The following is a 21,167-nucleotide window of genomic DNA, read 5'->3' on the forward strand; positions in this document are numbered from 1 at the left end:
GTAGCTTTCCGGTACAATTCGGCCCATGAACGCTCAGCCTAAAAATTTATTCTCTTTCCCACGTTTTCGTCCTGAAGTCGGCGGGAAAAATACTGCTCCATTCCTCCCCATGTCACGCGCCGAAATGGATGTATTGGGCTGGGATAGTTGCGATGTCATCCTCGTTACTGGCGATGCCTATATTGACCACCCCAGCTTCGGCATGGCTCTGATTGGCCGTCTGCTCGAACATCACGGCTTCCGTGTTGGCATCATCAGCCAGCCGGACTGGCAATCTGCCGATGCCTTCCGTGCGCTGGGTAAGCCAAATCTGTATTTTGGTGTCACAGCGGGCAATATGGATTCCATGGTGAACCGCTATACGGCTGACCGCAAAATACGCTCAGAAGACGCCTATACGCCCGATGGCGACCGCACAAAACGCCCCGACCGTGCGCTGGTGGTGTATGCCCAGCGTGCCCGTGAAGCTTACCCGGATGCCAATGTAGTTGTAGGCAGTATAGAAGCCAGTTTGCGCCGTATTGCGCATTATGATTACTGGTCTGACAAGGTAAGACGCTCGGTCTTGCCCGATTCAAAAGCCGACATCCTGTTGTTTGGCAATGCCGAACGCGCACTCATAGACCTGACCCACCGCCTGGCAAGTGGCGAAGCCATCAAGGATATCCGCAATCTGCGCGGCACCGCCTTCATGACACCAAAAGGCTGGCTGCCAGATGAAGACTGGACAGAAATCAACTCTGTCAAAATTGATACGCCAGGCAAGATAGAAGCACATACCGATCCGTACGCCATGGTGCCTGAGAAAGAGGCAAAATGTGCCACCGGCGATGCTCCTGCCGCTACATCCATGGAAGCCAGGCCAGAGGTCAAAACCGAAGCCAAGGCTGACGTCGTCCAATTGCAAGCCATACGTATCATGAGCCGCGAAGAGCGTCAACTCATGCTGCGCAACAAGCAACACAAATCTGTCATACGCCTGCCTTCCTTTGACGAAGTCAAGGAAGACGCGGTTCTGTATGCCCATGCTTCACGCGTATTCCATCTTGAGGCCAATCCCGGCAATGCCAAGGCGCTGGTGCAAGGCCATGGCGACCGCGATGTCTGGCTGAACCCGCCACCGCTGCCACTGGCCATGGACGAAATGGATGGCGTGTATGACCGCGCCTACGCACGTGCGCCCCACCCTGCCTACGGCAAGTCACGCATACCAGCTTGGGAGATGATACGTTTCTCGGTGAATATCATGCGTGGCTGCTTTGGTGGCTGTACTTTCTGCTCGATTACCGAGCATGAAGGCCGCATCATACAAAGCCGCTCTGAACCTTCAATTTTGCGCGAGATAGAAGAAATCCGCGACAAGGTCAAAGGCTTTACCGGCACCATTTCTGATCTTGGCGGCCCGACAGCCAATATGTATCGCCTGGCCTGCAAGGACAAGAAGATAGAAGAATCCTGCCGTCGCTTGTCTTGCGTCTATCCTGGCATCTGTTCAAACCTGGGAACCGACCACAGCAAGCTGATCTCGATTTACCGCAAGGCACGTGCGCTTCCCGGCATCAAGAAGATACTGGTCAGCTCTGGCCTGCGCTATGACCTGGCTGTGCGCTCGCCAGAGTATGTAAAAGAACTGGTCACTCATCACGTCGGCGGCTTGCTGAAGATTGCGCCTGAGCACACCGAAGCCGATACATTGTCCAAGATGATGAAGCCCGGCATAGGCAGCTATGACGAGTTCAAGGCCATGTTCCAGAAGTATTCAAAAGAAGCTGGCAAGGAACAATACCTGATCCCTTACTTTATCGCCGCCCATCCAGGCTCTACCGATGAAGACATGGTGAACCTGGCTGTCTGGCTCAAGAAAAATGATTTCAAGCTGGATCAGGTGCAAACCTTCATGCCTACTCCTATGGCGCTGGCAACCACCATGTACCATACCCGCAAGAATCCGCTGAAGAAAGTCACTGCCGATTCTGAGGTAGTGGAGACAGCACGCTCAGGCAAGATCCGCAAATTGCACAAGGCGTTATTGCGTTATCATGCGCCAGAAAACTGGGAAATCATCCACGAAGCACTGGTACGCATGGGCAGGCGTGACTTGATAGGTAGTGGGCCCAAACACCTGATCCCGCTGCGCCAGCCACATATACCGATTACCATCGATGAGAGTGGTGTTGCCAATGGCAAGCGCGTAGCAGCGCCAAGAATTGATACTTTTGGCAAAAAGTCTTATGCACGCGCAGCATCAAACGCAAAAACAGCACCCGCCAGCCCTGCTCGTCCGGCATTGGCTTATAAATCAGCCAAGCCTAAAGCGGCTACCAGCAAAACAGGCAGACGCTAAAAGATTCCAAATAAGCAACAACAGTCTGGCAAAAGATGAAAGCTGTGTTGACCTGCACCGGTCAACACAGCTTTTTTTCACTCCAGCTCTTTTCATGCTCTTGCACTGATGTAGAATCAAATCATCACTTGCCACCAAATCCAGGTCATCAACACCATAGGGAGGAAGTATGAAACACATGAAAACAGTATTGATACTTGAGCATACTGAAGAGGTTTTCGACAAGCTCACCTGTGATGTCTGTGGGGCAGAGTCAAAGTGGGATGAAAACTGGGCAAGCAAAGAGCACGAAAAATCCATTACCACCCTGCAACTGGAAGAGGAAGAGTCTTTCCCTCATGGTGGCCAATCTACCCAGACGCAATACCATATTTGTCCATCCTGCTTCAAAACTCATCTGGCGAAGTGGATGGAAAGCCACAGGGAATCGAAACCCACAATCACTAACTCGGTCTGGTAACAGCACAAACCAGGCTTTGAGCCAAATGCACTTTTGTGCAAATGCGCAAAAATGAGCGATAAACCCAGGCAAATCTGTCTGGGCTTAGTCTGAGTTTAATATCATTTAAACATATCAATGTGAGCAAATTACTTCAAGCGCCTTACAGCAAGGTATAATGCAAGGTTTGATTGCATTAGAAAAGTACACCTATCATGGAAGCAGAACGCCTCAATAGCCTGTCCGCCCTGCTCGCCGACCTGACAGTCCGCGAAGCCGAACTCCGGAGGTATCTTTGACTTCGATATCAAGTCAGAGAAACTGGAACAAGTCAACGCCGAACTGGAAGACCCCGCTGTCTGGAATGACCCCAAACGCGCCCAGGAACTAGGCAAAGAAAAAAAATCTCTGGAAGCCGTAGTCAACACGCTCATCAAGGCTGACAGCGGCCTGCGCGATGCCAACGACTTGTTCTCCATGGCGCGCGAAGAAAATGATGACGACACGCTGGAAGCCATAGAAGTTGACGCACAAGCTTTGCGTGAGCTGGTCGAAGGCATGGAATTCCGTCGCATGTTCAACAACCCCATGGACCCGAACAATTGCTTTATCGATATCCAGGCCGGTGCTGGTGGTACGGAAGCCCAGGACTGGGCATCGATGTTGCTGCGTCAATACCTGCGTTATTGTGAGCGCAAAGGCTTCAAGGTTGAAATTCTGGAGCAATCCGACGGTGATGTTGCCGGTATCAAGACTGCGACCCTGAAAGTAGAGGGCGAATACGCCTATGGCTTCTTGCGCACGGAAACCGGCGTACACCGCCTGGTACGCAAGTCCCCATTCGACTCCAACAATGGCCGCCACACATCCTTTTCCAGCCTGTTTGTCTATCCTGAGGTAGATGACTCGTTCGAGATTGACATCAATCCGGCAGATGTGCGCACCGATACTTACCGCGCTTCTGGTGCCGGTGGTCAGCATATTAATAAAACCGACTCTGCTGTTCGTTTGACACATGGCCCTTCCGGCATTGTCGTCCAATGTCAGAATGACCGCAGCCAGCACAGGAACCGTGCAGAAGCGTGGGAAATGTTGAAGGCCAAACTGTTTGAACTCGAATTGCGCAAGCGCATGAGTGAAAAGCAGAATCTGGAAGATTCCAAGACCGACGTAGGTTGGGGTCACCAGATCCGCTCTTATGTACTGGATCAATCCCGCATTAAGGATTTACGCACGAATTTTGAATCAGGCAACACCAAGGCAATTTTGGATGGTGACCTGGATGAATTCATCGCGGCATCCTTAAAGCAAGGCGTTTAATACATTGCTTACAGTGCGCAGGCGATCGCCTGCGCAGCCTTAAAGAATCAAAACCCGCAGGCCAGATGCCTGCCCTCCCTTAGGGAAAATTATGTCCGACATCAATAACACAACTCCAAATGGAGATACGCCAGTCGATGAAAGCTCCGTCATGGCAATTCGTCGTGCCAAATTGGACGCGATCCGCGCCAAAGGCATAGCCTTTCCAAATGATTTCCGCCCACTGCATAAAGCCGCTGATCTGCATGAGAAATACGGATCAAAAACTCGTGAAGAGCTGGAAGCAATGAATGTTGAAGTGACGATTGCTGGTCGTATGATGAAACAACGTGAAGCTGGCAAAAAAGCCGCCTTTGCTGAACTTCAAGACGCTTCTGGTATTAAGGCTAACGGTTGCATACAGTTGTATGTCACCACAGACAAAACCGGCGAAGCCGAAATGGAAGCCTTCCGTCACTATGACCTGGGCGATATCCTGGGCATAGAAGGCGTACTGTTCAAAACAAAAACTGATGAATTGACAGTCAAGGTCACGACCTTGCGCATGCTGACCAAGTCCCTGCGTCCTTTGCCTGACAAATTCCATGGCCTGGCCAATCAGGAAACCAAATACCGCCAGCGTTATGTCGACCTCATCATGAGCGAAGACACACGCCGCACTTTCAAGGCGCGCACGGCCGCCATGAACTCTATCCGCTCCTTCATGAACAGCAATGATTTCATGGAAGTGGAAACGCCAATGTTGCATGTGATACCTGGCGGCGCGGCAGCCAAGCCTTTCATCACGCATCACAATGCGCTGGACATGCAAATGTATCTGCGTATCGCGCCTGAGCTGTACCTAAAACGTCTGGTGGTTGGTGGTTTTGACCGCGTGTTTGAAGTCAATCGCAACTTCCGCAATGAAGGTGTATCACCACGCCACAATCCAGAATTCACGATGATGGAATTCTATGCGGCCTATGTCGATTACAAATGGCTCATGGACTTTACTGAACAAGTCATACGCAAAGCCGCTGAAGATGCACACGGCACAGCCGTATTGACTTATCAGGGTCGTGAACTGGATTTGAGCAAGCCTTTCCAGCGCCTGACCATTGTTGGTGCCATCAACAAATACGCACCAGACTATACCGACGAACAATTGCATGATGCTGAATTCATCAAGAAAGAATTGCTGAAGTTTGGCGTCAAACCTTTCGCCACCGCTGGTCTGGGCGCATTGCAACTGGCCCTGTTTGAAGAAACGGCAGAGGCGCAATTGTGGGACCCGACCTATATCATTGACTACCCTGTCGAAGTCTCGCCACTGGCACGTGCCTCTGACACGGTTGCAGGCATCACCGAACGTTTCGAGCTGTTCATGACGGGCCGCGAAATCGCCAACGGTTTCTCGGAATTGAATGACGCAGAAGACCAGGCAGCGCGCTTCCAGGCGCAGGTTGCAGCAAAAGATGCTGGCGACGAAGAAGCCATGTACTACGACGCTGATTACATCCGCGCCCTGGAATATGGCCTGCCACCAACTGGCGGTTGTGGCATAGGCATAGACCGTTTGATGATGTTGATCACTGATTCACCTAACATCCGTGACGTGATTTTGTTCCCGCATTTGCGCCGGGAAGAATAATAATTGACATAGTCAAGCATAAATAAGGAAGGGACTGTAGAATTTGCAGTCCCTTTTGTTTTCTGCTCATCTTCTGCCATCTTCTGCCATTAAGTAAATCCTGCCATGCCGCCAGTCCACCCGCTTAAAAAACTCCTGAATTATGCCAAGGCCTATAGAACAGATTATCGGCTGGCGACCATGTATTCGATATTGAACAAATTCTTTGATGTCCTGCCAGAGGTCTTGATTGGTGTCGCAGTCGATATCGTCATCAATGGCGACAAGAGTTTTTTGGCAAAACGGGTGCTGGGTGGTTTCGGCATAACCGATACCTGGCATCAACTGATGTTCCTTGGCGCAGTCAATGCCCTGATCTGGGGCGGTGAATCCTGGTTCGAATATCTGCTTTCGATCAAGTGGCGCAAGCTGGCGCAGAACCTGCAACATGATTTGCGGCTTGATACCTACGACCATGTGCAAAAACTGGAGATGGCATATTTTGAAAACCAGCGCACTGGCAATCTGATGTCCATCTTGAATGAAGATATCAACCAGATGGAACGCTTCCTGAACGGTGGCGCGAATCAGATCATCCAGGTCATCTGCTCTTCCATCATGGTCAGTGCAGTGTTTTTCACTTTACAGCCTTCTCTGGCAGTTATCTCCCTGTTGCCAGTACCGTTGATACTGATAGGTGCATTCTGGTTTCAAAAACGCCTGGCACCACGCTATTCTGAAGTACGCGAAGCGGCTGGCGATGTCAGCGCTCGCCTGAATAATAATTTGCTCGGCCTGGCCACCATCAAAGCCTTTGCGACTGAGAGTTTTGAAAAGAATCATATCGCCGAAGCCAGCAACACTTATCGCGAGGCCAACAGCAATGCCATTGCCATCAGTGCCGCCATCACACCTGTCATCCGCATGGCGATTCTGGCTGGCTTTACAGCAACCCTGGTCTACGGTGGCTGGCTAACTTTGCAGGGTGACCTGGCTGTCGGTGCTTATTCTGTATTGGTGTACCTGACGCAACGCCTGCTGTGGCCTATGACAGGCCTGGCTGAAGTCGCAGACATGTATCAGCGTTCAATGTCAGCCATAGACCGTGCCATGGGTTTGCTGGATACCAAAATCAATATTCCCTATGAAGGCAAGCATGTTGCAGTTTCACAGATCAAGGGTGAGTTGCAGTTTGATCAAGTCGATTTTGCTTATGGTGACCAAAAGACCTTGCAGCAGATCAGCTTAAATATACCTGCAGGCAAAACCATTGCCTTTGTTGGCTCGACCGGTTCAGGCAAATCGACCCTGGTGAAATTGCTTTTGCGCTTCTATTCTGCACAAGCAGGAAAAATCACACTTGATGGCATGGAGATCAATGACATCAACCTGCAAGACCTGCGCCGCTGCATAGGCTATGTTGCACAAGACAGTTTCCTGACTGACGGTACGATAGCCGACAATATTGCCTATGGCATGCAGGATGCTGATGATGCGGCCATCCGGGATGCGGCGCAGGCAGCAGAAGCCATGGAGTTCATTTCCAAACTGCCGCTGGGCTTTGCCACACGCATAGGTGAACGCGGGCAAAAACTCTCTGGCGGTCAGCGCCAGCGCCTGGCATTGGCCAGGGCCATTTTGAAAAACCCACCTATACTGATACTCGATGAAGCCACCAGTGCCGTCGATAATGAAACCGAAGCAGCAATTCAGCGTAGCCTGGATGTCGTCAGCCGCAACCGCACCACCATCGTCATCGCCCATCGTTTATCCACGGTACGCCAGGCAGATTGCATACACTTACTGGAAGCTGGCAAGATCATAGAAAGTGGCACGCATGACGAATTGCTGGCACTAGATGCCGGTTATGCGGCCCTGTGGCGCTTGCAGACCGGTGAACGCGCTCATGTATAATCTGAATCAATAAGTAAATTGCAAAAAGTTAAACAGCTTCCTGTTTAACTTTGTTTTTCATACTGGATGGCAATTCGGTGCTACTCTTACAACATGGGAGAGTATAAAGCATGAAAAAATCACTGACGATAGGCGTAGCTGCCGTTTTGCTGACCTTGATGGGTGTTACCTCCTATCAGGCTATCGCCTATGTCACGCAGGCACAGCCGGCAAGCGCTACGGCTGTTAATTTGCCCGTCAAACCCTTTGAGGTTGATCCATCCTGGGTCAAGGAAGGCAAACCGAATTTCCGTGCCGCTGAATTTTTCAAATCCCATGATGGCGACACCAGTTCAGGCATTTTTGAGTGCGATGGCCCCTCTACTTTTGAATGGCATTACCAGCTTGATGAAAGTATCTATGTGCTGGAAGGCGGCGTGGATATTGAATATGAAGGGAAAAAGTTTTCCATGCAGCCTGGTGATACCGTGCTCTTCCGCGCTGGCACAAAAGCGCTTTGGCATGTACCCAAAGGCATACGCAAAAGCTGGACTTTGCATGATGCTGGCAAACCCGCGCGCGGGCTCGCCAACTTCCTCAAGTAAATCAATCGCAGGAATTGATCAAGAAATTGTCTTTGCCAGTGCCAGCGCACTGAGGAAGGCATTTTCCACCTTGCCAGCACCTTCAAGACCGGCAGCAAACCAGTCGCCGCAGACACCTATACCCTGCTTGCCATTCCACAAGAAATCAGAAGCCACTGGTTTTACGGCCTCGGCATAACGCCAGCGGTGCACGACAGCATGGATGGGCTGTATCCATGAACCTGTAGCCTCATGAAAAGCCTTGGTCAGTTTTTCCTTGACCCTTTCATCATCATCTTCCAGATGCTCAATACTCCAGGCCTGAGTAGCGTGGCAAACCCATCGTTCACCCGCCCTGTGCAAGGGCTTGGCATCGTCATGCGCTATCCAGCCCAGGCGGGAATTATTGATCCAGGCACCGTCATAAGGCAGGTCCAACGAAGTCTGGAAACCCAGCATCAGTGTCCAGCAAGGTGCCAGATGTGCCTGCCTGGCCTGCTTGGCCAGGGCTGGTGCAGCACTCAACAGAGGCTCAGCCTGATCAGCAGGTATCGCCAGTACCACTGCATCAAACGGCCCGGCAGTTGCCGCGATGGGAACGGTTGCTGATCGGATGGACAACAACCATTGCTTGCCATGGGCTTCCAGCGCACTCACCTGCTGCTCAGCACGCACATCCAGTCCATGCGCAAGTTGTTTACCGAGCGAACTCATGCCAGGCACAGCGATATAACGCGTGCCACTACGCCCCGCTGGCTTGCTATTACCCGCCTCCAGCGTCGCCAGCTTGGCAGTCCATGGAACGACCCAGCCAAATTTTTTCCAGTCTGCAATTTCTTTCTTAAAGCGCTCGGAGCTGGCAGTGAAATATTGAGCACCATGATCAAAACCACCCAGCTCCGTATGTCTGGTACTCATGCGGCCACTGACGCCCATGCTCTTTTCATACACAGTGACATGGTGGCCTTGCGTCTGTAATTGCCGCGCAACTGTCAACCCTGCTAATCCGGCTCCAACAACAGCGATATGCATATTATTTTCCTTATCTAGCGTCCAAACAGACAATAAAAAACGCCCGCTATACAAGCTTGCGGGCGTCAATTGGTTTAGTGCATATTGATATCTACTTTAGGAACAGCATTCTCACGGCCATGCAGGCTGGCACGACGTGCTGTACAGTCAGGAACACCACCTCTGAGAAGGCGCAACATCCTGGCAGCCCTGCTGTCAAGCACATTGAGCATGACTCTCGCAGAAGGTATAGGTATCCCAGAGAAACCTGAACTTGCTGCGCCGCTGCTAAGTTTCATGCTAAGTTTCATTCGCGATCCTGAAATAGATATCGACACACCTTGAACTTTACACGTTGATCTTTATTGATCAATGCGCAAACATTCGTGCTTACTGCTCGTTTTCTTCAACGGGCCAGTCACGGATATAGGCTTTCAACATCTTGTTTTCAAAACTTTGCGCTTCCAGCACGGCCCGGGCTACGTCATAGAATGAAATAACGCCCAGCAGAGTTTTGGCATCCATGACAGGCAGGTAGCGTGAATGCTTTTCCAGCATCATGCGACGCACTTCATTGACTTCTGTCTCTGGTGTCACAGTCAGTGGGTGGTCATCCATATACTTGCGCACCGTGCCATTACCAAGTGAGCCCTGGTTTTTATGAATTGCACGTATGACTTCACGGAAAGTCAGTATGCCGACCAGATCGCCGTATTCCATCACGACCAGAGAACCTATGTCTTTCTCTTCCATGACGCTGACGGCTTCGGTGATGGGGATATCAGGTGTGATCGTGAAAAGGATATTACCTTTCACTTGAAGTATCTCTGAAACTTTCATGATGTCCCTCCTCTTCTACATTTTTGTGAGCCTTCATTGCAATGTATCGCAAGCCTTGCAAAAAATCCAGCATGTAAAATATTTTATTCTCGAATTCACGTGCATTTTGCATGCTTTGCATCAGCGATGGTAGCATTGCTGCCTCACAATATGGAGACTCACATCAATGAGCGGCCCTAAATACCACGGCTTCGATACCTTGTCCCTGCACGCGGGCGCAGCACCCGATCCAGCCACAGGTGCACGCGCCACCCCCATTTACCTGACATCCTCTTTTGTATTCAAGGATTCAGATCATGCAGCTTCTCTCTTCAATATGGAAAGAGCGGGCCACGTCTATTCACGCATATCCAATCCGACCAATGCAGTGCTGGAAGAAAGAATTGCTGCACTCGAAGGTGGCGTTGCAGGCATCGCCGTTGCCAGCGGGCAAGCTGCCATGCATCTGGGCCTGACAACCATAGCCGGGGCTGGCTCACATGTCGTTGCTTCGCGTGCCCTGTACGGCGGCTCGCAAAACCTGCTGGCCTATACGATGAAGCGCTTTGGCATAGAAACCACTTTTGTCGATCCGCGAGATCTGGATGCCTGGCGTGCTGCCATACGCCCGAATACCAAGGTACTGTTTGCCGAAACACTGGGCAACCCGGGTCTTGATGTGCTGAACATCCCAGCAGTGGCAGAAATTGCGCATGAGCATCATCTGCCGTTGATGCTGGACTCAACCTTCACCACGCCTTATCTGTTGAAGCCATTCGATCATGGTGCCGACCTGGTGTTCCATTCAGCCACGAAGTTCCTGTGCGGCCATGGTACAGCCATAGGTGGTTTACTGGTCGATGGCGGCACGTTTGACTGGCAGACAGCCTATGAAAAGACCGGACACTTTGCCGAACTTTGCGAGCCTTATGATGGCTTCCATGGCATGGTATTCAGTGAAGAATCCACAGTCGCCGCATTTTCACTCAGGGCCAGACGGGAAGGCTTGCGTGATTTTGGTGCCTGCATGAGCCCGCACAATGCATTCAGCATCCTGCAAGGCATAGAAACCCTGGGCCTGCGCATGGACAAGCATGTGGCAAATACCCGCAAAGTCGTCGAATTCCTGGTGGCGCATCCGGCAGTCGATTCAGTCTCTTACCCTGAACTGGAAAATCACCCCGACTATGAACTGGCAAAGACGCTTCTGCCCAAAGGTTGCGGTGCAGTATTTTCATTTAACATCAAAGGTAACCGTGCCGCCGGGCAGCGCTTTATTGAATCACTGAATATCTTTTCACATCTGGCCAATGTCGGCGATGCTAAATCCCTGGCGATACATCCGGCTTCGACTACACATTTCCGCGTACCAGCAGAGCAATTGCTGGCATCCGGCATTACCGAGGGAACCATGCGCCTGTCGATAGGATTGGAAAATGTCGAAGACCTGATTGAAGACCTGTCACGTGCTCTCAAAGCTGCACAGAAAGGAGCCTGAGATGTTATTTGAAGTCTATGGCCAGACAGCCTATTGCTATACCGGTGGCAAAGCTTACAACCCTGCCCTGCCTACACTGGTATTCATCCATGGCGCACAAAATGATCACTCGGTCTGGGGTTTGCAGACCCGCTATCTGGCACATCACGGTTTTAATGTACTGGCAGTCGACTTGCCCGGCCATGGCCGCAGCAAAGGCCAGGCGCTGACCAGCGTAGAACAAATGGCAGACTGGCTGCTGGCTTTGCTGGATGTGGCGGGCATAGCGCAAGCCACGCTGATCGGACACAGTATGGGTTCCCTGATCGCGCTGGAGAGCTGCTTTAAAGCGAACTCGCGTGTCAGTAAACTCATCATGGTTGGTACCGCTTATCCCATGAAAGTATCCGATACCTTGCTTAATGCCGCCCGTGATGAAGAGCAGACTGCTATCGATATGGTGAATATCTGGTCGCACACATCCATCGCACACAAACCATCCTGCCCTGGCCCTGGATTTTATGTCATGGGTGTCAGCCAGCGTCTGATGCAGCGTATTTCTGCCATCAATCCTGACAAGGTTTTTTATACCGACTTTGCAGCCTGCAATGCTTATGCCAACGGTGAAGCAGCCGCACAATCAGTCACTTGCCCCAGCCTGTTCATACTCGGCAAAAAAGACATGATGACACCAGCAAAGGCCAGCCTGACTCTTAGCAAAGCCATCGCAAATAGCCAGCAAAAGATCATAGACAATTGCGGCCATTCATTGATGTCAGAGCAGGCCGATCAGGTGCTGACGGCCATTCATGATTTTGTGAAGGCATAAACAGCGATGGCAATGAATCTGGAAAGCTGGGCCTTGTTTACAGCCACAGAGGCAGCCTTGTCTCTGTCACCCGGCCCCGCTGTCATAATGGTGGTTGCCTATGGCATAGCCAGGGGTTGGCGCACCTCCCTGTTTGTCACGCTGGGCATATTGACGGGCAATGCGATTTACTTTGCAGTATCGGCAACAGGCATAGGTTCGCTGATACTGGCTTCACCCAAAGTATTCTTGGCGATTAAGTACCTGGGTGCGGCTTATCTGGTCTATCTTGGTTTGTCTGCCATCTTCGGCAAGCCATCACCATTGACCATATCCAAACTGGATGGAGTAGTGCTCAGTGGCAGGAAGATATTCAGCAGCGCGCTGATGCTGCAGTTGACCAATCCTAAAACCTTGTTGATGTTCGTGGCGATATTGCCGCAATTCATAGACCCGAGGGAACCGGTAGGTGTGCAGATGCTGATACTTGCGGCCTGTTCGATCATCCCTGAATTTTTTATCCTGTTGGGATATGGCATGCTGGCCAGCAAAGCCAGTCACTGGGCGACGCAGGAAAGGTATGCAGTGATTACAGAAAGAATAGCCGGCACTCTGGTGACAGGTGCCGGCATCATGGTTGCGCTGGTATAGCTTTACTTTATGCGTGAGCAGGCAAGCGCTGGTTCAGGCTTGCCAGGTAATCTGCCCTGAAGCGGCGCAAGACATAATCCTTGTAATTGTCGTGCTTCAGGCTGTCCCAGGCTTCTACCCTGCCTTTGCTGGATTTATCCTTAGCTGCCGCAAGCACTTCTGGACTTAATTCCAGATTGGCATCCGTCATCATTTCATAGCCATACAATTGCATAAACTCTTTGGTCAGGCTTTCTATGACTTCAATTTCCTGCATGCTCAGTTGCTGCTTGAACTTGTCCTTGTTGGCCATGACGGGCGGGAAGCGGTTTGTTGCCCACAATGCCGACATCTGAGATATCTGCTGTGCTTCGCTGGAATGGGTAACATCGAGCATCTCGGGCAAGAACTGTATGCCAAAGAATTGACAAATCGCCCGCAAGACAGTTTCCTGGTTACTCAGAAAATCCTCATAACGTATGGTCAGTACTCTATCGGGATGACGCTGGATAATATCGCGCGACAACTGGTGAGCCTCCAGCCAGGCCAGTGCATTCAGTGTCGAATCATAATCGTGAATGATGGCCTTGTTCATGGAGGCAACCTGCGCCCTCGGGTCCCGAACCACATTCAGGAACAGCATATTCGGAAACAGCTGCAATAGCTCTTCTGCATAGTGCACACTATCGAGTGACTTATCCATGACGATACTGGCATGGTGATGCTCACCTGTACGCAACAACAATTCCCACAATATCCTGTGCACGCTGCGCTGATCATTCTTGATGGATTCAAACACATCTACCGGATCAAACACCATGCCTTTCCATTTCACCATGCTGGCGGCTTGCAAGCCAACCACATCAACGACCAGCCTGAAATATGACTCATCATCGCTCAAGTCACCATAGCGCGGCACCAGGGGCATGAAGTCAACGATATGTAGGGGATAAGGCGAATAAAATTCCTTGCTGTTATTGAGGCGCAAACGCAGGGCATGGCTACCACAGCGGCGCAAGGGTATCATCAGGACAGGCGTCGGTCGTTTATTGGAAGTAGTTGTTTTTTCTATACTGCTTGCACTATCTGATTCTGCCATGATGCTCTCCCCATGCTTGAAGGTAGGAATCTGGAAAACCGCTTATGTATCAGTCAGCTTAATTAAGCTCAAGTCAGACTGAGCTGAGGTATTTCCATTTTCTCAAAATAAGCTATAAAAGCTTGCACAAAACTATCCACTTCTGATGCCTGCAAATGATTGATGCCACCCGCGCCGCGCCTGCCGCCACCTGTTGCAAACGCAGAACAAAATTGACCCGCTGGACAACGATCTGCATCACCTGAACGTATGCTGACGACATAATTGCCATCTGGCTTTGCTGTCAGCACCGCGAATGATTTCCCAGGTTCTTCTTGTGTCAATTGATTTGCCAGAATGCCCGACACCCGCCTGGCCCAGGCCTGAGCAGGCAAGATATATATGGAGGTCAATTCACTTTCCCTGTCAGCATGCAGGCCTTGCATGAATGCCATATCACTGGCATAGGCATTACGCAGCAGCGTAAATTGCGCCGCATTATGCAAAAAATCAAAAGGATCGATATAGTCATGCACAGCCTGATACAAGGCCGCTGGGTGAAAATGCAAATCATCCACTGATTCGCCATAAGCGTTGTAGTTCAGCAAAGTACCTAGTTCCTGCAAGTGCTCGCGTTGCGATTGACTCAGGCCAGCATCGCCAGCCATCACCGTTGCGACTGCTGGCAAGTTATCACCATAAGCCGCTACCACGGCCCATTTCCAATACAGGCCATTTAAATAGCGATTGACCAGTATGCTGCTGCATACATCTGCCGCCAGGTCGCAATGCAAATCCAGGTGCTCATGCTCAAAGGCCTGAGCTGCATTGTGATGATCGAAGTAAGTGATCTTTGCACCTGCATTAAGATGCTGGCGCAATGCTGAAATATTGCTGTCCAGTGAAATATCCACCACCGTCACCCTGTCACCTGATTTGGTGGAGAAACGATTCAGCAAATCAATATCCCGCTTGGCACCTGTAATCAATTCTGCCGTAAGGGGCTCAGCCAGCCTGAGCTGGTGCAAGGCGCAGATGCCATCTGCGTCACCATTAAATACATCATAGGCTGCTACTGAATTATTGATCTCTGCTGACATGGCCGACGTCATCTTCCCGCTATTTGATATAGCACAATCCTATCAGATGTCTGTAGAGCTTTTCCGCCGCTTCCTCTATGGTATGTTGCTCGGAATTGATTTCCAGGTCAGGATCAAGGGGAGCCTCGTAAGGCGCTGAAACCCCGGTGAATTCTGGAATTTCTCCCCGGCGGGCTTTGGCATACAGACCTTTGGGATCGCGTCTTTCGCAAACGACCCCGGGTGTGCTGACATGCACTTCGACAAAGCGCTCCTGGCCTATGATTTCTTTCGCCATCGCCCTGTCGTCCCGGAATGGCGAGATAAATGCGGTGATGGCTATCATGCCAGCTTCATTCATGAGGTGCGCAACCTCAGCCGCCCTGCGTATGTTTTCACGTCTGTCGTGCGCCGAAAAACCAAGGTCGCTATTCAAATGATGGCGCAGGTTATCGCCATCAACAACGAAGCAGCAATGCCCGCGTTCCAGTAATATTTTTTCCAGGGCATAGGCCAAAGTAGATTTTCCCGCGCCACTCAAACCAGTCAGCCACAAGGTAGCGGGACTTTGCCGCATCAGGCGTTCACGTGCATTGGAATTGACGATGCCATAGTGCCATTTGATATCCACCCCACTAGTCTGTGGGCTTTGCACAAAACGGCCAAATTGTGTCCTGCGCTCTACCCGGACTGCAGTCTGCTCAGCTTGAGGCTTGTCTTCCAGTATGCTCGTATTCGCTTGCATAGATTGCTCCTGGTTTTACCACTGATGCCTAACAATCAATTCAATTCGTTAAAACTCTTCCCAATCAGCATTGCCGGACTGAGGATTGCTATTCGCATTTGCCACTCGCTTGATCTGCTTCACTGGAGCATTATTTTGCGGTGCAGCTTTTTTAATCAAAGGAACGATTTTTTTGTTTTCCAGGACTGGCTCCTGCCATGCAGGCTGGGCATTTTTTTCTGCTGCCAACTGGAAGGTGCTGACCAGTTCAGACAGATCGTCTGCCTGGTTCTGCAGGGCGGTAGCGGCAGCAGCGGCTTCTTCTACGAGGGCAGCATTTTGTTGGGTGACGTCGTCCATCTGCACGATGGCTTCATTGATCTGCTCTATCCCTGTTGTTTGCTCCTGGCTGGCCAACATGATTTCGCTCATGATGCCGGTAACACGTTTGATACTGACCACAATTTCTTCCATGGTGACCCCGGCTTGATCAACCAGTTTGGCACCGACCTCCACCTTCGTGACAGAATCATCGATCAAATGCTTGATCTCACGTGCGGCCTCTGCCGAGCGTTGCGCCAGATTTCTGACTTCAGTTGCGACCACGGCAAAGCCACGGCCTTGCTCGCCAGCACGGGCAGCCTCTACAGCGGCATTCAGCGCCAATATATTGGTCTGGAAAGCAATGCCGTCTATCACACCGATGATATCGACAATCTTGCGTGAAGACGTATTGATGGAACCCATGGTCTGGACAACCTCAGACACGACCGTACCACCCTTGACTGCAACGTCTGAAGCGGATTGTGCAAGAAGATTGGCCTGCCTGGCACTGTCAGCATTTTGTTTGACGGTGGAAGTCAGCTCTTCCATCGAGGATGCTGTTTCTTCCAGCGAGCCCGCTTGTGCCTCAGTGCGTGAAGACAAATCCATATTGCCGGAAGCTATTTGCCTGGAGGCAGTCGCTATGGTGTCTGTACCAGAACGTACCATGCCAACAATGTCGGCCAGGCCTTTTTGCATTTCATGCATGGCATGCATGAGACTGTGTTCATCCTTGTCGGCCAGCCTGATAGGCACGGATAAATCGCCTGCTGCTATCCTCTCGGCAATTTGCACTGCATAGCGGGGTTCGCCACCCAATTGCTTCAGCAAACTCCTGACAATCAGCCAGGCGGCCGCCATACCCACAAACAGGGCTGCAGCGCCAAACAGGTACATGAGTTTTTTTGCACTGTTATAGTCTTGCTCCGCCTGCACTATGGCCGCTGAGTTTTGTTTTTCTTCGTCAGAAATAAAATCATTCAGCAAATCCCACCATTTTTTTTGTACAGGACGAAATTCGAAGCGTAGTAATTTATAAGCCTCTTCCCCCTTTTTTTGCACGCCGAGATCGGCGCCTTTGGCGATAAAAGACTCTGACAGCTTGGCCTGGTCCCTGATTTTACCCAACAGGGCAATTTGCTCTGGAGTGGCATTGGGATCGGCATTCAGCATCTGGGTGAGTTTGTCTTCGGCCTCAGTATATTTTTTTGTCTGTGCCGCTATCCTTTTTACTTCAATCTGGATTTCGGCTTCGTCTGACAACAAAATAAGATTTCGCAAAGCCAGTGCCCGCTCCGTCACAGTCAGGTACATGGTTGAAGCCAGTTTGGACTGTACATTATTGACATTGGCGATCTCATCAAGGCGCTGGTGCATTTTCGCCATATAAGTTGTACCCAGGAGCAGAACAACCAGCAGCAAGCCCAAGACCAGGCCAAAACCTGTGATCAGACGGGTTGAGACTTTCGAATTCTCAATATTCATGATTCCCCCAAAAACGTTGTCAGCGACAAGAATGTTTGACTTGGTTTGTACTATCAGGGCTTGCATAAGTTTGTTCGACAAACTCATATTGCCACATAGAATTTAATGCCACAAGGAAATTATTAAAGATTGTGTCTTTTGAATAAAGCTTTTAACTTCAATTATTTACATCATTAAATATAGCTATCATCAGCCCAAATCCAGTAGCACAAATCATATATAGTTATGCCTTAATTTTATATCACTGAATAATAGTAGATATTTTTGCAATGTCAATATTGCAATTCATTATCATTTATATGGCCCTGGTACACAAATAGATAAATCATTTTGAAAATTCTGGAAATTGAGTGCCCAAAGCCATCCTATGACCTAATATGCCTGTAGCAAGACTGTGCCGCTGTCATACGAAGCAGATGTGATAAGGAGTCAAAATGGCAGAGAAATTTACTGATTTTTCAAAGTTTTATGTTTTTTACCTGACTGAGCACAGCAACAGGACTTGCAGGCAATTGCATTTCATAGGAAGCAGCCTGGTTATCTTGTGTATCGCCACATTTATCGTGACCGGCCATGCTGGATATTTGTTGGCGGCGCCAGTCTGTGGTTATGGTTTTGCCTGGGTGGGTCATTTTGCTTTTGAAAAGAACCGTCCGGCCTCATTCAGACAGCCCTTGTATTCATTCATGGGGGATTGGCTTATGTACTGGCAGTTGCTGAGTGGGGAAATCAGCTTTTCCCCGCAGGATGATGTACGTAAAACATAACATCAAGACACAGCCCTGGCTCAACCCGGGACTGTGCTCAAATTCATCAGGCAAAACGATAAATCATGCTGACATGAGGAATGCCAGCCTCTTCAAAAATCTCGCCATCGCGACTGTAGCCTTCCTTGAGATAGAAATTCTCGGCTGACTGCTGTGCATTCAGGCAAACGGCCACCTCACCCCTCGCCTGTGCCTCTTTCATCAATGCACGCAAAATCGTTGCACCAATACCCAAACCTCGAGCAGACGCTAATACTGCCATGCGGCCTATGTGCGCATCTGGTAACAGGCGGCCCGTTCCCACGGCCTTGCCATCTGCATCATAGGCAACTGCATGCAGGCATTCAGCATCAGCGGCATCCCATTCCAGTTCCGCAGGGATTTTTTGCTCTATGACAAAGACTTCATAACGTATAGCCTGGGCGTCTTTTTGCAGCGTGGCCCAGTCAGCAATGACCAGGTGCAGGTTTTCAGTATTCATGATCGGGTATCGGCAGGCGCAAGCGTTTCAAAGGATGAAATTATCGCACGCCATCCATCTGAAACAGCAACTGCCTTGCGCTTTTCTGTATCGGCATAGACATATACCAACTCGCCGGAGATCAGATGGTTTTCCCCAAGATAAATTTCGAGAATGAACTGCAGAGAGGACCTACCTATGCTGGCACAACGTACGCCGATATCGAGCTCATCATCAAACCTTGCTGGCGCCATGTATTCGATAGTAGATTTGCGGGCAAACAATTCCTTACCCTCGGCTGCCTGGGTAATCACGTTTGGCAAACCGGTTGCACGCCAATATTCGGTAAACGCCACATCAAAGTAATTGAGGTAATTGCCATTAAAGACGATGGCTTGCATGTCGACTTCTGACCAGCGCACCCGCAAGCGGTGAAAGAAAGCAAAATCTGCTTTGGCCATAATCCCTAACTCTGTAAAAATTGACGGATAAGACGGTTTACACGTTCGGGCTGTTCATGAATAACCCAGTGTGAACCCTCTGCAATGCGCTGTATCTGGATATCATCGACAAAATTCTCAATACCGTCGAGCAAGGTCTTGGGCAAAGCTTTGTCGTTTTCACCCCAGATGACACGGGTAGGTACCTTCACCTGGAAATCAGCCGGGTTCAGATTCAATTGCAAAGGCCCGGGATTTTTGTCCGTCGGTGGATGCAGTGGCGAAGCGCGGTAATAATTCACTCCACCTGTCAAACCCCGCGCCCAACACGCATGATAAGCAGCTTGTGTCTCCGCATCAAACCAGCTTGCCTCACCCTGCCCCATGCCATTGAAAAAACCATCCATAAGGGCAAAATCATCTTTGGCTAGTGCTTCTTCAGACCCTGGATTGCGCAACCAGTTCATGTATTCACTGGAAGCTCTTTGCGCAGAGTCAGTTGCCAATGCCTGCATGAACAGGTAAGGATGCGGTGAATTGATGATGATCAGTTTTTCAAACAAGGCAGGCAGGGCAATCGCCATATTCCAGCATACCGCCCCACCCCAGTCATGCGCGACGACTATGGCTTGCTGATAGCCCAAATGGGCGATCAGCAAACGCAAGTCATCAACGATATGCCTGGCCTTGTAAGCAGCAACATCCGTTGGCATGTCTGACAGATTGAAGCCGCGCAAATCCGGTGCCACGGCAAAATAATCCTGTCCAAACTCAGCTAGTTGAGCCGACCATTCGTACCAGAATTCTGGAAAGCCATGCACGAACAAGATCAATGGCCTGCCGCGCTCACCCGCACTGGCAAAATGCAGGCGTGTTCCATTGCCCAGTGTGGCAAACTGATTACTTAGTATCTCTGCTGTCATCTAAGCTTCTCCCTGATGCTTGAAAGTGGTAATCAGGCCTTGAGTTTGGCTCTGAGCATGTCACGGATATGTGGCGCAGCCTTGTAGGGGTCACCAGGATTGCGTTGCAGGACGATATCTTCCATGCGTTCTTGCACATTACCCAGGGCACCTGGATGAGAGAAGATGTAGAACTGTTCGTCAGCAATTGCCTTGAAGGTATTTTCAGCCACTTCCTCGGCAGTTACTTTGCCAGAATTCACAGCCTTGTCTGACATGGCCTGCGCTGCTCTCTGGCTGGCAGTTGGTGCAGAACCTGGCACATCGTCAGGCCGATTTCTATGTGATTGTGAAATGCCTGTTGGTACAAAATATGGGCACAACACAGATGCGCCTATCGGTGCTTCTACCAGTTTCAAATCCTGATACAGGGATTCTGACAAAGACACTACTGCATGCTTGGAGACGTTATACACACCCATGGTCGGCGCATTGAGCAAGCCTGCCATGGAAGCCGTATTCACGATATGGCCTTCAAATTGCGGATCTTTCTTTGCACATTCCAGCATCAGATTGGTGAAAATGCGCACGCCATGGATAACGCCCCAGAGATTCACGCCTATCACCCAATCCCAGTCAGCCTGGGTGTTTTCCCAGATCAGGCCACCAGAGCCGACACCGGCATTATTGAATACCAGATGCACGGCACCAAATTTCTCCATGGTGGCATCCGCCAGGGCCTGTACTTCTTCTGCATGGCGTACATCGCAACGCATGGCCAGTACTTGAGCACCTTGTGCTTCCAACTCGGCTTTGGTCTTGTCCAGGGCATCTTGCTGTACATCAGCCAGCACCAGCTTCATGCCCAGGCGCGCACCGATAATCGCAAACTCACGGCCAAAACCGCTGGCACCACCGGTAATCACGGCTACTCTGTCTTTGAATACTTTCATGTTGTCTCCTGTATGTGATTT

21 protein-coding genes are annotated in these 21,167 nt (G+C 50.4%); 10 read left to right on the forward strand and 11 right to left on the reverse strand.

The window, feature by feature from the left end; genetic code table 11:
• The first annotated feature begins 25 nt into the window (after positions 1-25).
• The 6 genes from UNDYM_RS13630 (at position 26) to UNDYM_RS13655 (ending at position 8,210) form a co-directional block, all read left to right on the forward strand.
• Positions 26-2,344: a YgiQ family radical SAM protein gene (locus UNDYM_RS13630; protein WP_162041521.1), complete on the forward strand. Its 2,319-nt coding sequence runs from the start codon at positions 26-28 to the stop codon at positions 2,342-2,344.
• Positions 2,345-2,513: 169 nt separating this feature from the next.
• Positions 2,514-2,804, forward strand: coding sequence for a hypothetical protein (locus UNDYM_RS13635; protein ID WP_162041522.1), 291 nt, complete (start codon positions 2,514-2,516; stop codon positions 2,802-2,804).
• A 194-nt stretch (positions 2,805-2,998) separates the two neighbouring features.
• Positions 2,999-4,103 (forward strand): peptide chain release factor 2 gene (gene prfB, locus UNDYM_RS13640; protein WP_162041523.1). Its coding sequence is split into 2 segments (ribosomal slippage): positions 2,999-3,079 and positions 3,081-4,103, totalling 1,104 coding nucleotides; the frame shifts between segments, so codons are not numbered across the junction.
• Between the two features lie 151 nt (positions 4,104-4,254).
• Entirely contained in the window at positions 4,255-5,733 is a 1,479-nt protein-coding gene (gene lysS / locus UNDYM_RS13645) for a lysine--tRNA ligase (protein WP_370529484.1), read from the forward strand.
• A 105-nt stretch (positions 5,734-5,838) separates the two neighbouring features.
• Positions 5,839-7,626: an ABC transporter ATP-binding protein gene (locus tag UNDYM_RS13650; protein WP_162041525.1), complete on the forward strand. Its 1,788-nt coding sequence runs from the start codon at positions 5,839-5,841 to the stop codon at positions 7,624-7,626.
• 110 nt (positions 7,627-7,736) lie between these two features.
• Positions 7,737-8,210, forward strand: a complete 474-nt coding sequence (locus UNDYM_RS13655) for a cupin domain-containing protein (protein WP_162041526.1) — start codon at positions 7,737-7,739, stop codon at positions 8,208-8,210.
• 18 nt (positions 8,211-8,228) lie between these two features.
• Here the strand turns inward: UNDYM_RS13655 and UNDYM_RS13660 are convergent, their stop codons facing one another.
• The 3 genes from UNDYM_RS13660 to UNDYM_RS13670 all read right to left on the reverse strand — a co-directional run bounded on the left by UNDYM_RS13660 (position 8,229) and on the right by UNDYM_RS13670 (position 10,040).
• The gene (locus tag UNDYM_RS13660) at positions 8,229-9,221 is read right to left on the reverse strand and encodes an NAD(P)/FAD-dependent oxidoreductase (protein ID WP_162041527.1); all 993 of its coding nucleotides are present in this window, start codon (positions 9,219-9,221) and stop codon (positions 8,229-8,231) included.
• Positions 9,222-9,295: 74 nt separating this feature from the next.
• Positions 9,296-9,499: a hypothetical protein gene (locus UNDYM_RS13665; protein ID WP_162041528.1), complete on the reverse strand. Its 204-nt coding sequence runs from the start codon at positions 9,497-9,499 to the stop codon at positions 9,296-9,298.
• Between the two features lie 91 nt (positions 9,500-9,590).
• Positions 9,591-10,040, reverse strand: a complete 450-nt coding sequence (locus UNDYM_RS13670) for a CBS domain-containing protein (RefSeq protein ID WP_162041529.1) — start codon at positions 10,038-10,040, stop codon at positions 9,591-9,593.
• Between the two features lie 166 nt (positions 10,041-10,206).
• Here UNDYM_RS13670 and UNDYM_RS13675 point away from each other — a divergent pair, with 166 nt between their 5' ends.
• From UNDYM_RS13675 to UNDYM_RS13685, 3 genes are read left to right on the forward strand one after another with little or no spacing between them, the layout of a single operon-like run.
• Entirely contained in the window at positions 10,207-11,517 is a 1,311-nt protein-coding gene (locus tag UNDYM_RS13675; RefSeq protein WP_162041530.1) for an O-acetylhomoserine aminocarboxypropyltransferase, read from the forward strand.
• Between the two features lies 1 nt (position 11,518).
• Positions 11,519-12,325: an alpha/beta fold hydrolase gene (locus UNDYM_RS13680; RefSeq protein WP_162041531.1), complete on the forward strand. Its 807-nt coding sequence runs from the start codon at positions 11,519-11,521 to the stop codon at positions 12,323-12,325.
• 6 nt (positions 12,326-12,331) lie between these two features.
• Positions 12,332-12,955 (forward strand): LysE family translocator, encoded by a 624-nt coding sequence (locus tag UNDYM_RS13685; protein ID WP_162041532.1) that lies wholly within the window; start codon positions 12,332-12,334, stop codon positions 12,953-12,955.
• A 7-nt stretch (positions 12,956-12,962) separates the two neighbouring features.
• Here UNDYM_RS13685 and UNDYM_RS13690 read toward each other — a convergent pair whose 3' ends face one another.
• From UNDYM_RS13690 to UNDYM_RS13705, 4 genes are all read right to left on the reverse strand, one after another.
• Positions 12,963-14,033: a sulfotransferase gene (locus UNDYM_RS13690; protein ID WP_162041533.1), complete on the reverse strand. Its 1,071-nt coding sequence runs from the start codon at positions 14,031-14,033 to the stop codon at positions 12,963-12,965.
• Between the two features lie 68 nt (positions 14,034-14,101).
• A complete protein-coding gene (locus UNDYM_RS13695) occupies positions 14,102-15,112 on the reverse strand; it encodes a hypothetical protein (protein WP_162041534.1) in 1,011 nt (336 codons plus the stop codon).
• A 19-nt stretch (positions 15,113-15,131) separates the two neighbouring features.
• On the reverse strand, positions 15,132-15,836 hold the full coding sequence (cysC, locus tag UNDYM_RS13700) for an adenylyl-sulfate kinase (RefSeq protein ID WP_162041535.1): 705 nt from the start codon (positions 15,834-15,836) through the stop codon (positions 15,132-15,134).
• A gap of 48 nt (positions 15,837-15,884) precedes the next feature.
• Positions 15,885-17,624: a methyl-accepting chemotaxis protein gene (locus UNDYM_RS13705; protein WP_162041536.1), complete on the reverse strand. Its 1,740-nt coding sequence runs from the start codon at positions 17,622-17,624 to the stop codon at positions 15,885-15,887.
• A gap of 434 nt (positions 17,625-18,058) precedes the next feature.
• Between UNDYM_RS13705 and UNDYM_RS13710 the strand changes: the two genes are divergently transcribed.
• Complete coding sequence (locus UNDYM_RS13710; RefSeq protein WP_162041537.1) at positions 18,059-18,391, forward strand: DUF962 domain-containing protein; 333 nt, start codon at positions 18,059-18,061, stop codon at positions 18,389-18,391.
• Between the two features lie 46 nt (positions 18,392-18,437).
• Here UNDYM_RS13710 and UNDYM_RS13715 read toward each other — a convergent pair whose 3' ends face one another.
• The 4 genes from UNDYM_RS13715 to UNDYM_RS13730 are packed head-to-tail and all read right to left on the reverse strand — an operon-like array spanning position 18,438 to position 21,146.
• Entirely contained in the window at positions 18,438-18,872 is a 435-nt protein-coding gene (locus UNDYM_RS13715) for a GNAT family N-acetyltransferase (protein WP_162041538.1), read from the reverse strand.
• Positions 18,869-19,312, reverse strand: coding sequence for a thioesterase family protein (locus UNDYM_RS13720; RefSeq protein WP_162041539.1), 444 nt, complete (start codon positions 19,310-19,312; stop codon positions 18,869-18,871). Before UNDYM_RS13720 ends, UNDYM_RS13715 begins: the two co-directional genes overlap by 4 nt.
• Positions 19,313-19,317: 5 nt before the next feature.
• Positions 19,318-20,214 carry an alpha/beta fold hydrolase gene (locus UNDYM_RS13725; protein WP_162041540.1) on the reverse strand — a complete coding sequence of 299 codons (897 nt, stop codon included), beginning with the start codon at positions 20,212-20,214 and terminating at the stop codon, positions 19,318-19,320.
• A 32-nt stretch (positions 20,215-20,246) separates the two neighbouring features.
• Positions 20,247-21,146, reverse strand: a complete 900-nt coding sequence (locus UNDYM_RS13730; protein WP_162041541.1) for an SDR family oxidoreductase — start codon at positions 21,144-21,146, stop codon at positions 20,247-20,249.
• Between the last annotated feature and the right edge of the window lie 21 nt (positions 21,147-21,167).

The organism is Undibacterium sp. YM2, assembly GCF_009937975.1.
GTDB lineage: Bacteria > Pseudomonadota > Gammaproteobacteria > Burkholderiales > Burkholderiaceae_D > Undibacterium.

Coding starts and splice junctions, on each gene's coding strand:
- UNDYM_RS13725 (WP_162041540.1), bottom strand. CDS start 20,214: ATGACAGCAGAGATACTAAGTAATCAGTTTGCCACACTGGGCAATGGA.
- UNDYM_RS13675 (WP_162041530.1), top strand. CDS start 10,207: ATGAGCGGCCCTAAATACCACGGCTTCGATACCTTGTCCCTGCACGCG.
- UNDYM_RS13660 (WP_162041527.1), bottom strand. CDS start 9,221: ATGCATATCGCTGTTGTTGGAGCCGGATTAGCAGGGTTGACAGTTGCG.
- UNDYM_RS13630 (WP_162041521.1), top strand. CDS start 26: ATGAACGCTCAGCCTAAAAATTTATTCTCTTTCCCACGTTTTCGTCCT.
- UNDYM_RS13680 (WP_162041531.1), top strand. CDS start 11,519: ATGTTATTTGAAGTCTATGGCCAGACAGCCTATTGCTATACCGGTGGC.
- UNDYM_RS13655 (WP_162041526.1), top strand. CDS start 7,737: ATGAAAAAATCACTGACGATAGGCGTAGCTGCCGTTTTGCTGACCTTG.
- lysS (WP_370529484.1), top strand. CDS start 4,255: ATGGCAATTCGTCGTGCCAAATTGGACGCGATCCGCGCCAAAGGCATA.
- cysC (WP_162041535.1), bottom strand. CDS start 15,836: ATGCAAGCGAATACGAGCATACTGGAAGACAAGCCTCAAGCTGAGCAG.
- UNDYM_RS13690 (WP_162041533.1), bottom strand. CDS start 14,033: ATGGCAGAATCAGATAGTGCAAGCAGTATAGAAAAAACAACTACTTCC.
- UNDYM_RS13650 (WP_162041525.1), top strand. CDS start 5,839: ATGCCGCCAGTCCACCCGCTTAAAAAACTCCTGAATTATGCCAAGGCC.
- UNDYM_RS13670 (WP_162041529.1), bottom strand. CDS start 10,040: ATGAAAGTTTCAGAGATACTTCAAGTGAAAGGTAATATCCTTTTCACG.
- UNDYM_RS13685 (WP_162041532.1), top strand. CDS start 12,332: ATGGCAATGAATCTGGAAAGCTGGGCCTTGTTTACAGCCACAGAGGCA.
- UNDYM_RS13635 (WP_162041522.1), top strand. CDS start 2,514: ATGAAACACATGAAAACAGTATTGATACTTGAGCATACTGAAGAGGTT.
- UNDYM_RS13730 (WP_162041541.1), bottom strand. CDS start 21,146: ATGAAAGTATTCAAAGACAGAGTAGCCGTGATTACCGGTGGTGCCAGC.
- UNDYM_RS13710 (WP_162041537.1), top strand. CDS start 18,059: ATGGCAGAGAAATTTACTGATTTTTCAAAGTTTTATGTTTTTTACCTG.
- UNDYM_RS13715 (WP_162041538.1), bottom strand. CDS start 18,872: ATGAATACTGAAAACCTGCACCTGGTCATTGCTGACTGGGCCACGCTG.
- UNDYM_RS13720 (WP_162041539.1), bottom strand. CDS start 19,312: ATGGCCAAAGCAGATTTTGCTTTCTTTCACCGCTTGCGGGTGCGCTGG.
- UNDYM_RS13665 (WP_162041528.1), bottom strand. CDS start 9,499: ATGAAACTTAGCAGCGGCGCAGCAAGTTCAGGTTTCTCTGGGATACCT.
- UNDYM_RS13695 (WP_162041534.1), bottom strand. CDS start 15,112: ATGTCAGCAGAGATCAATAATTCAGTAGCAGCCTATGATGTATTTAAT.
- UNDYM_RS13705 (WP_162041536.1), bottom strand. CDS start 17,624: ATGAATATTGAGAATTCGAAAGTCTCAACCCGTCTGATCACAGGTTTT.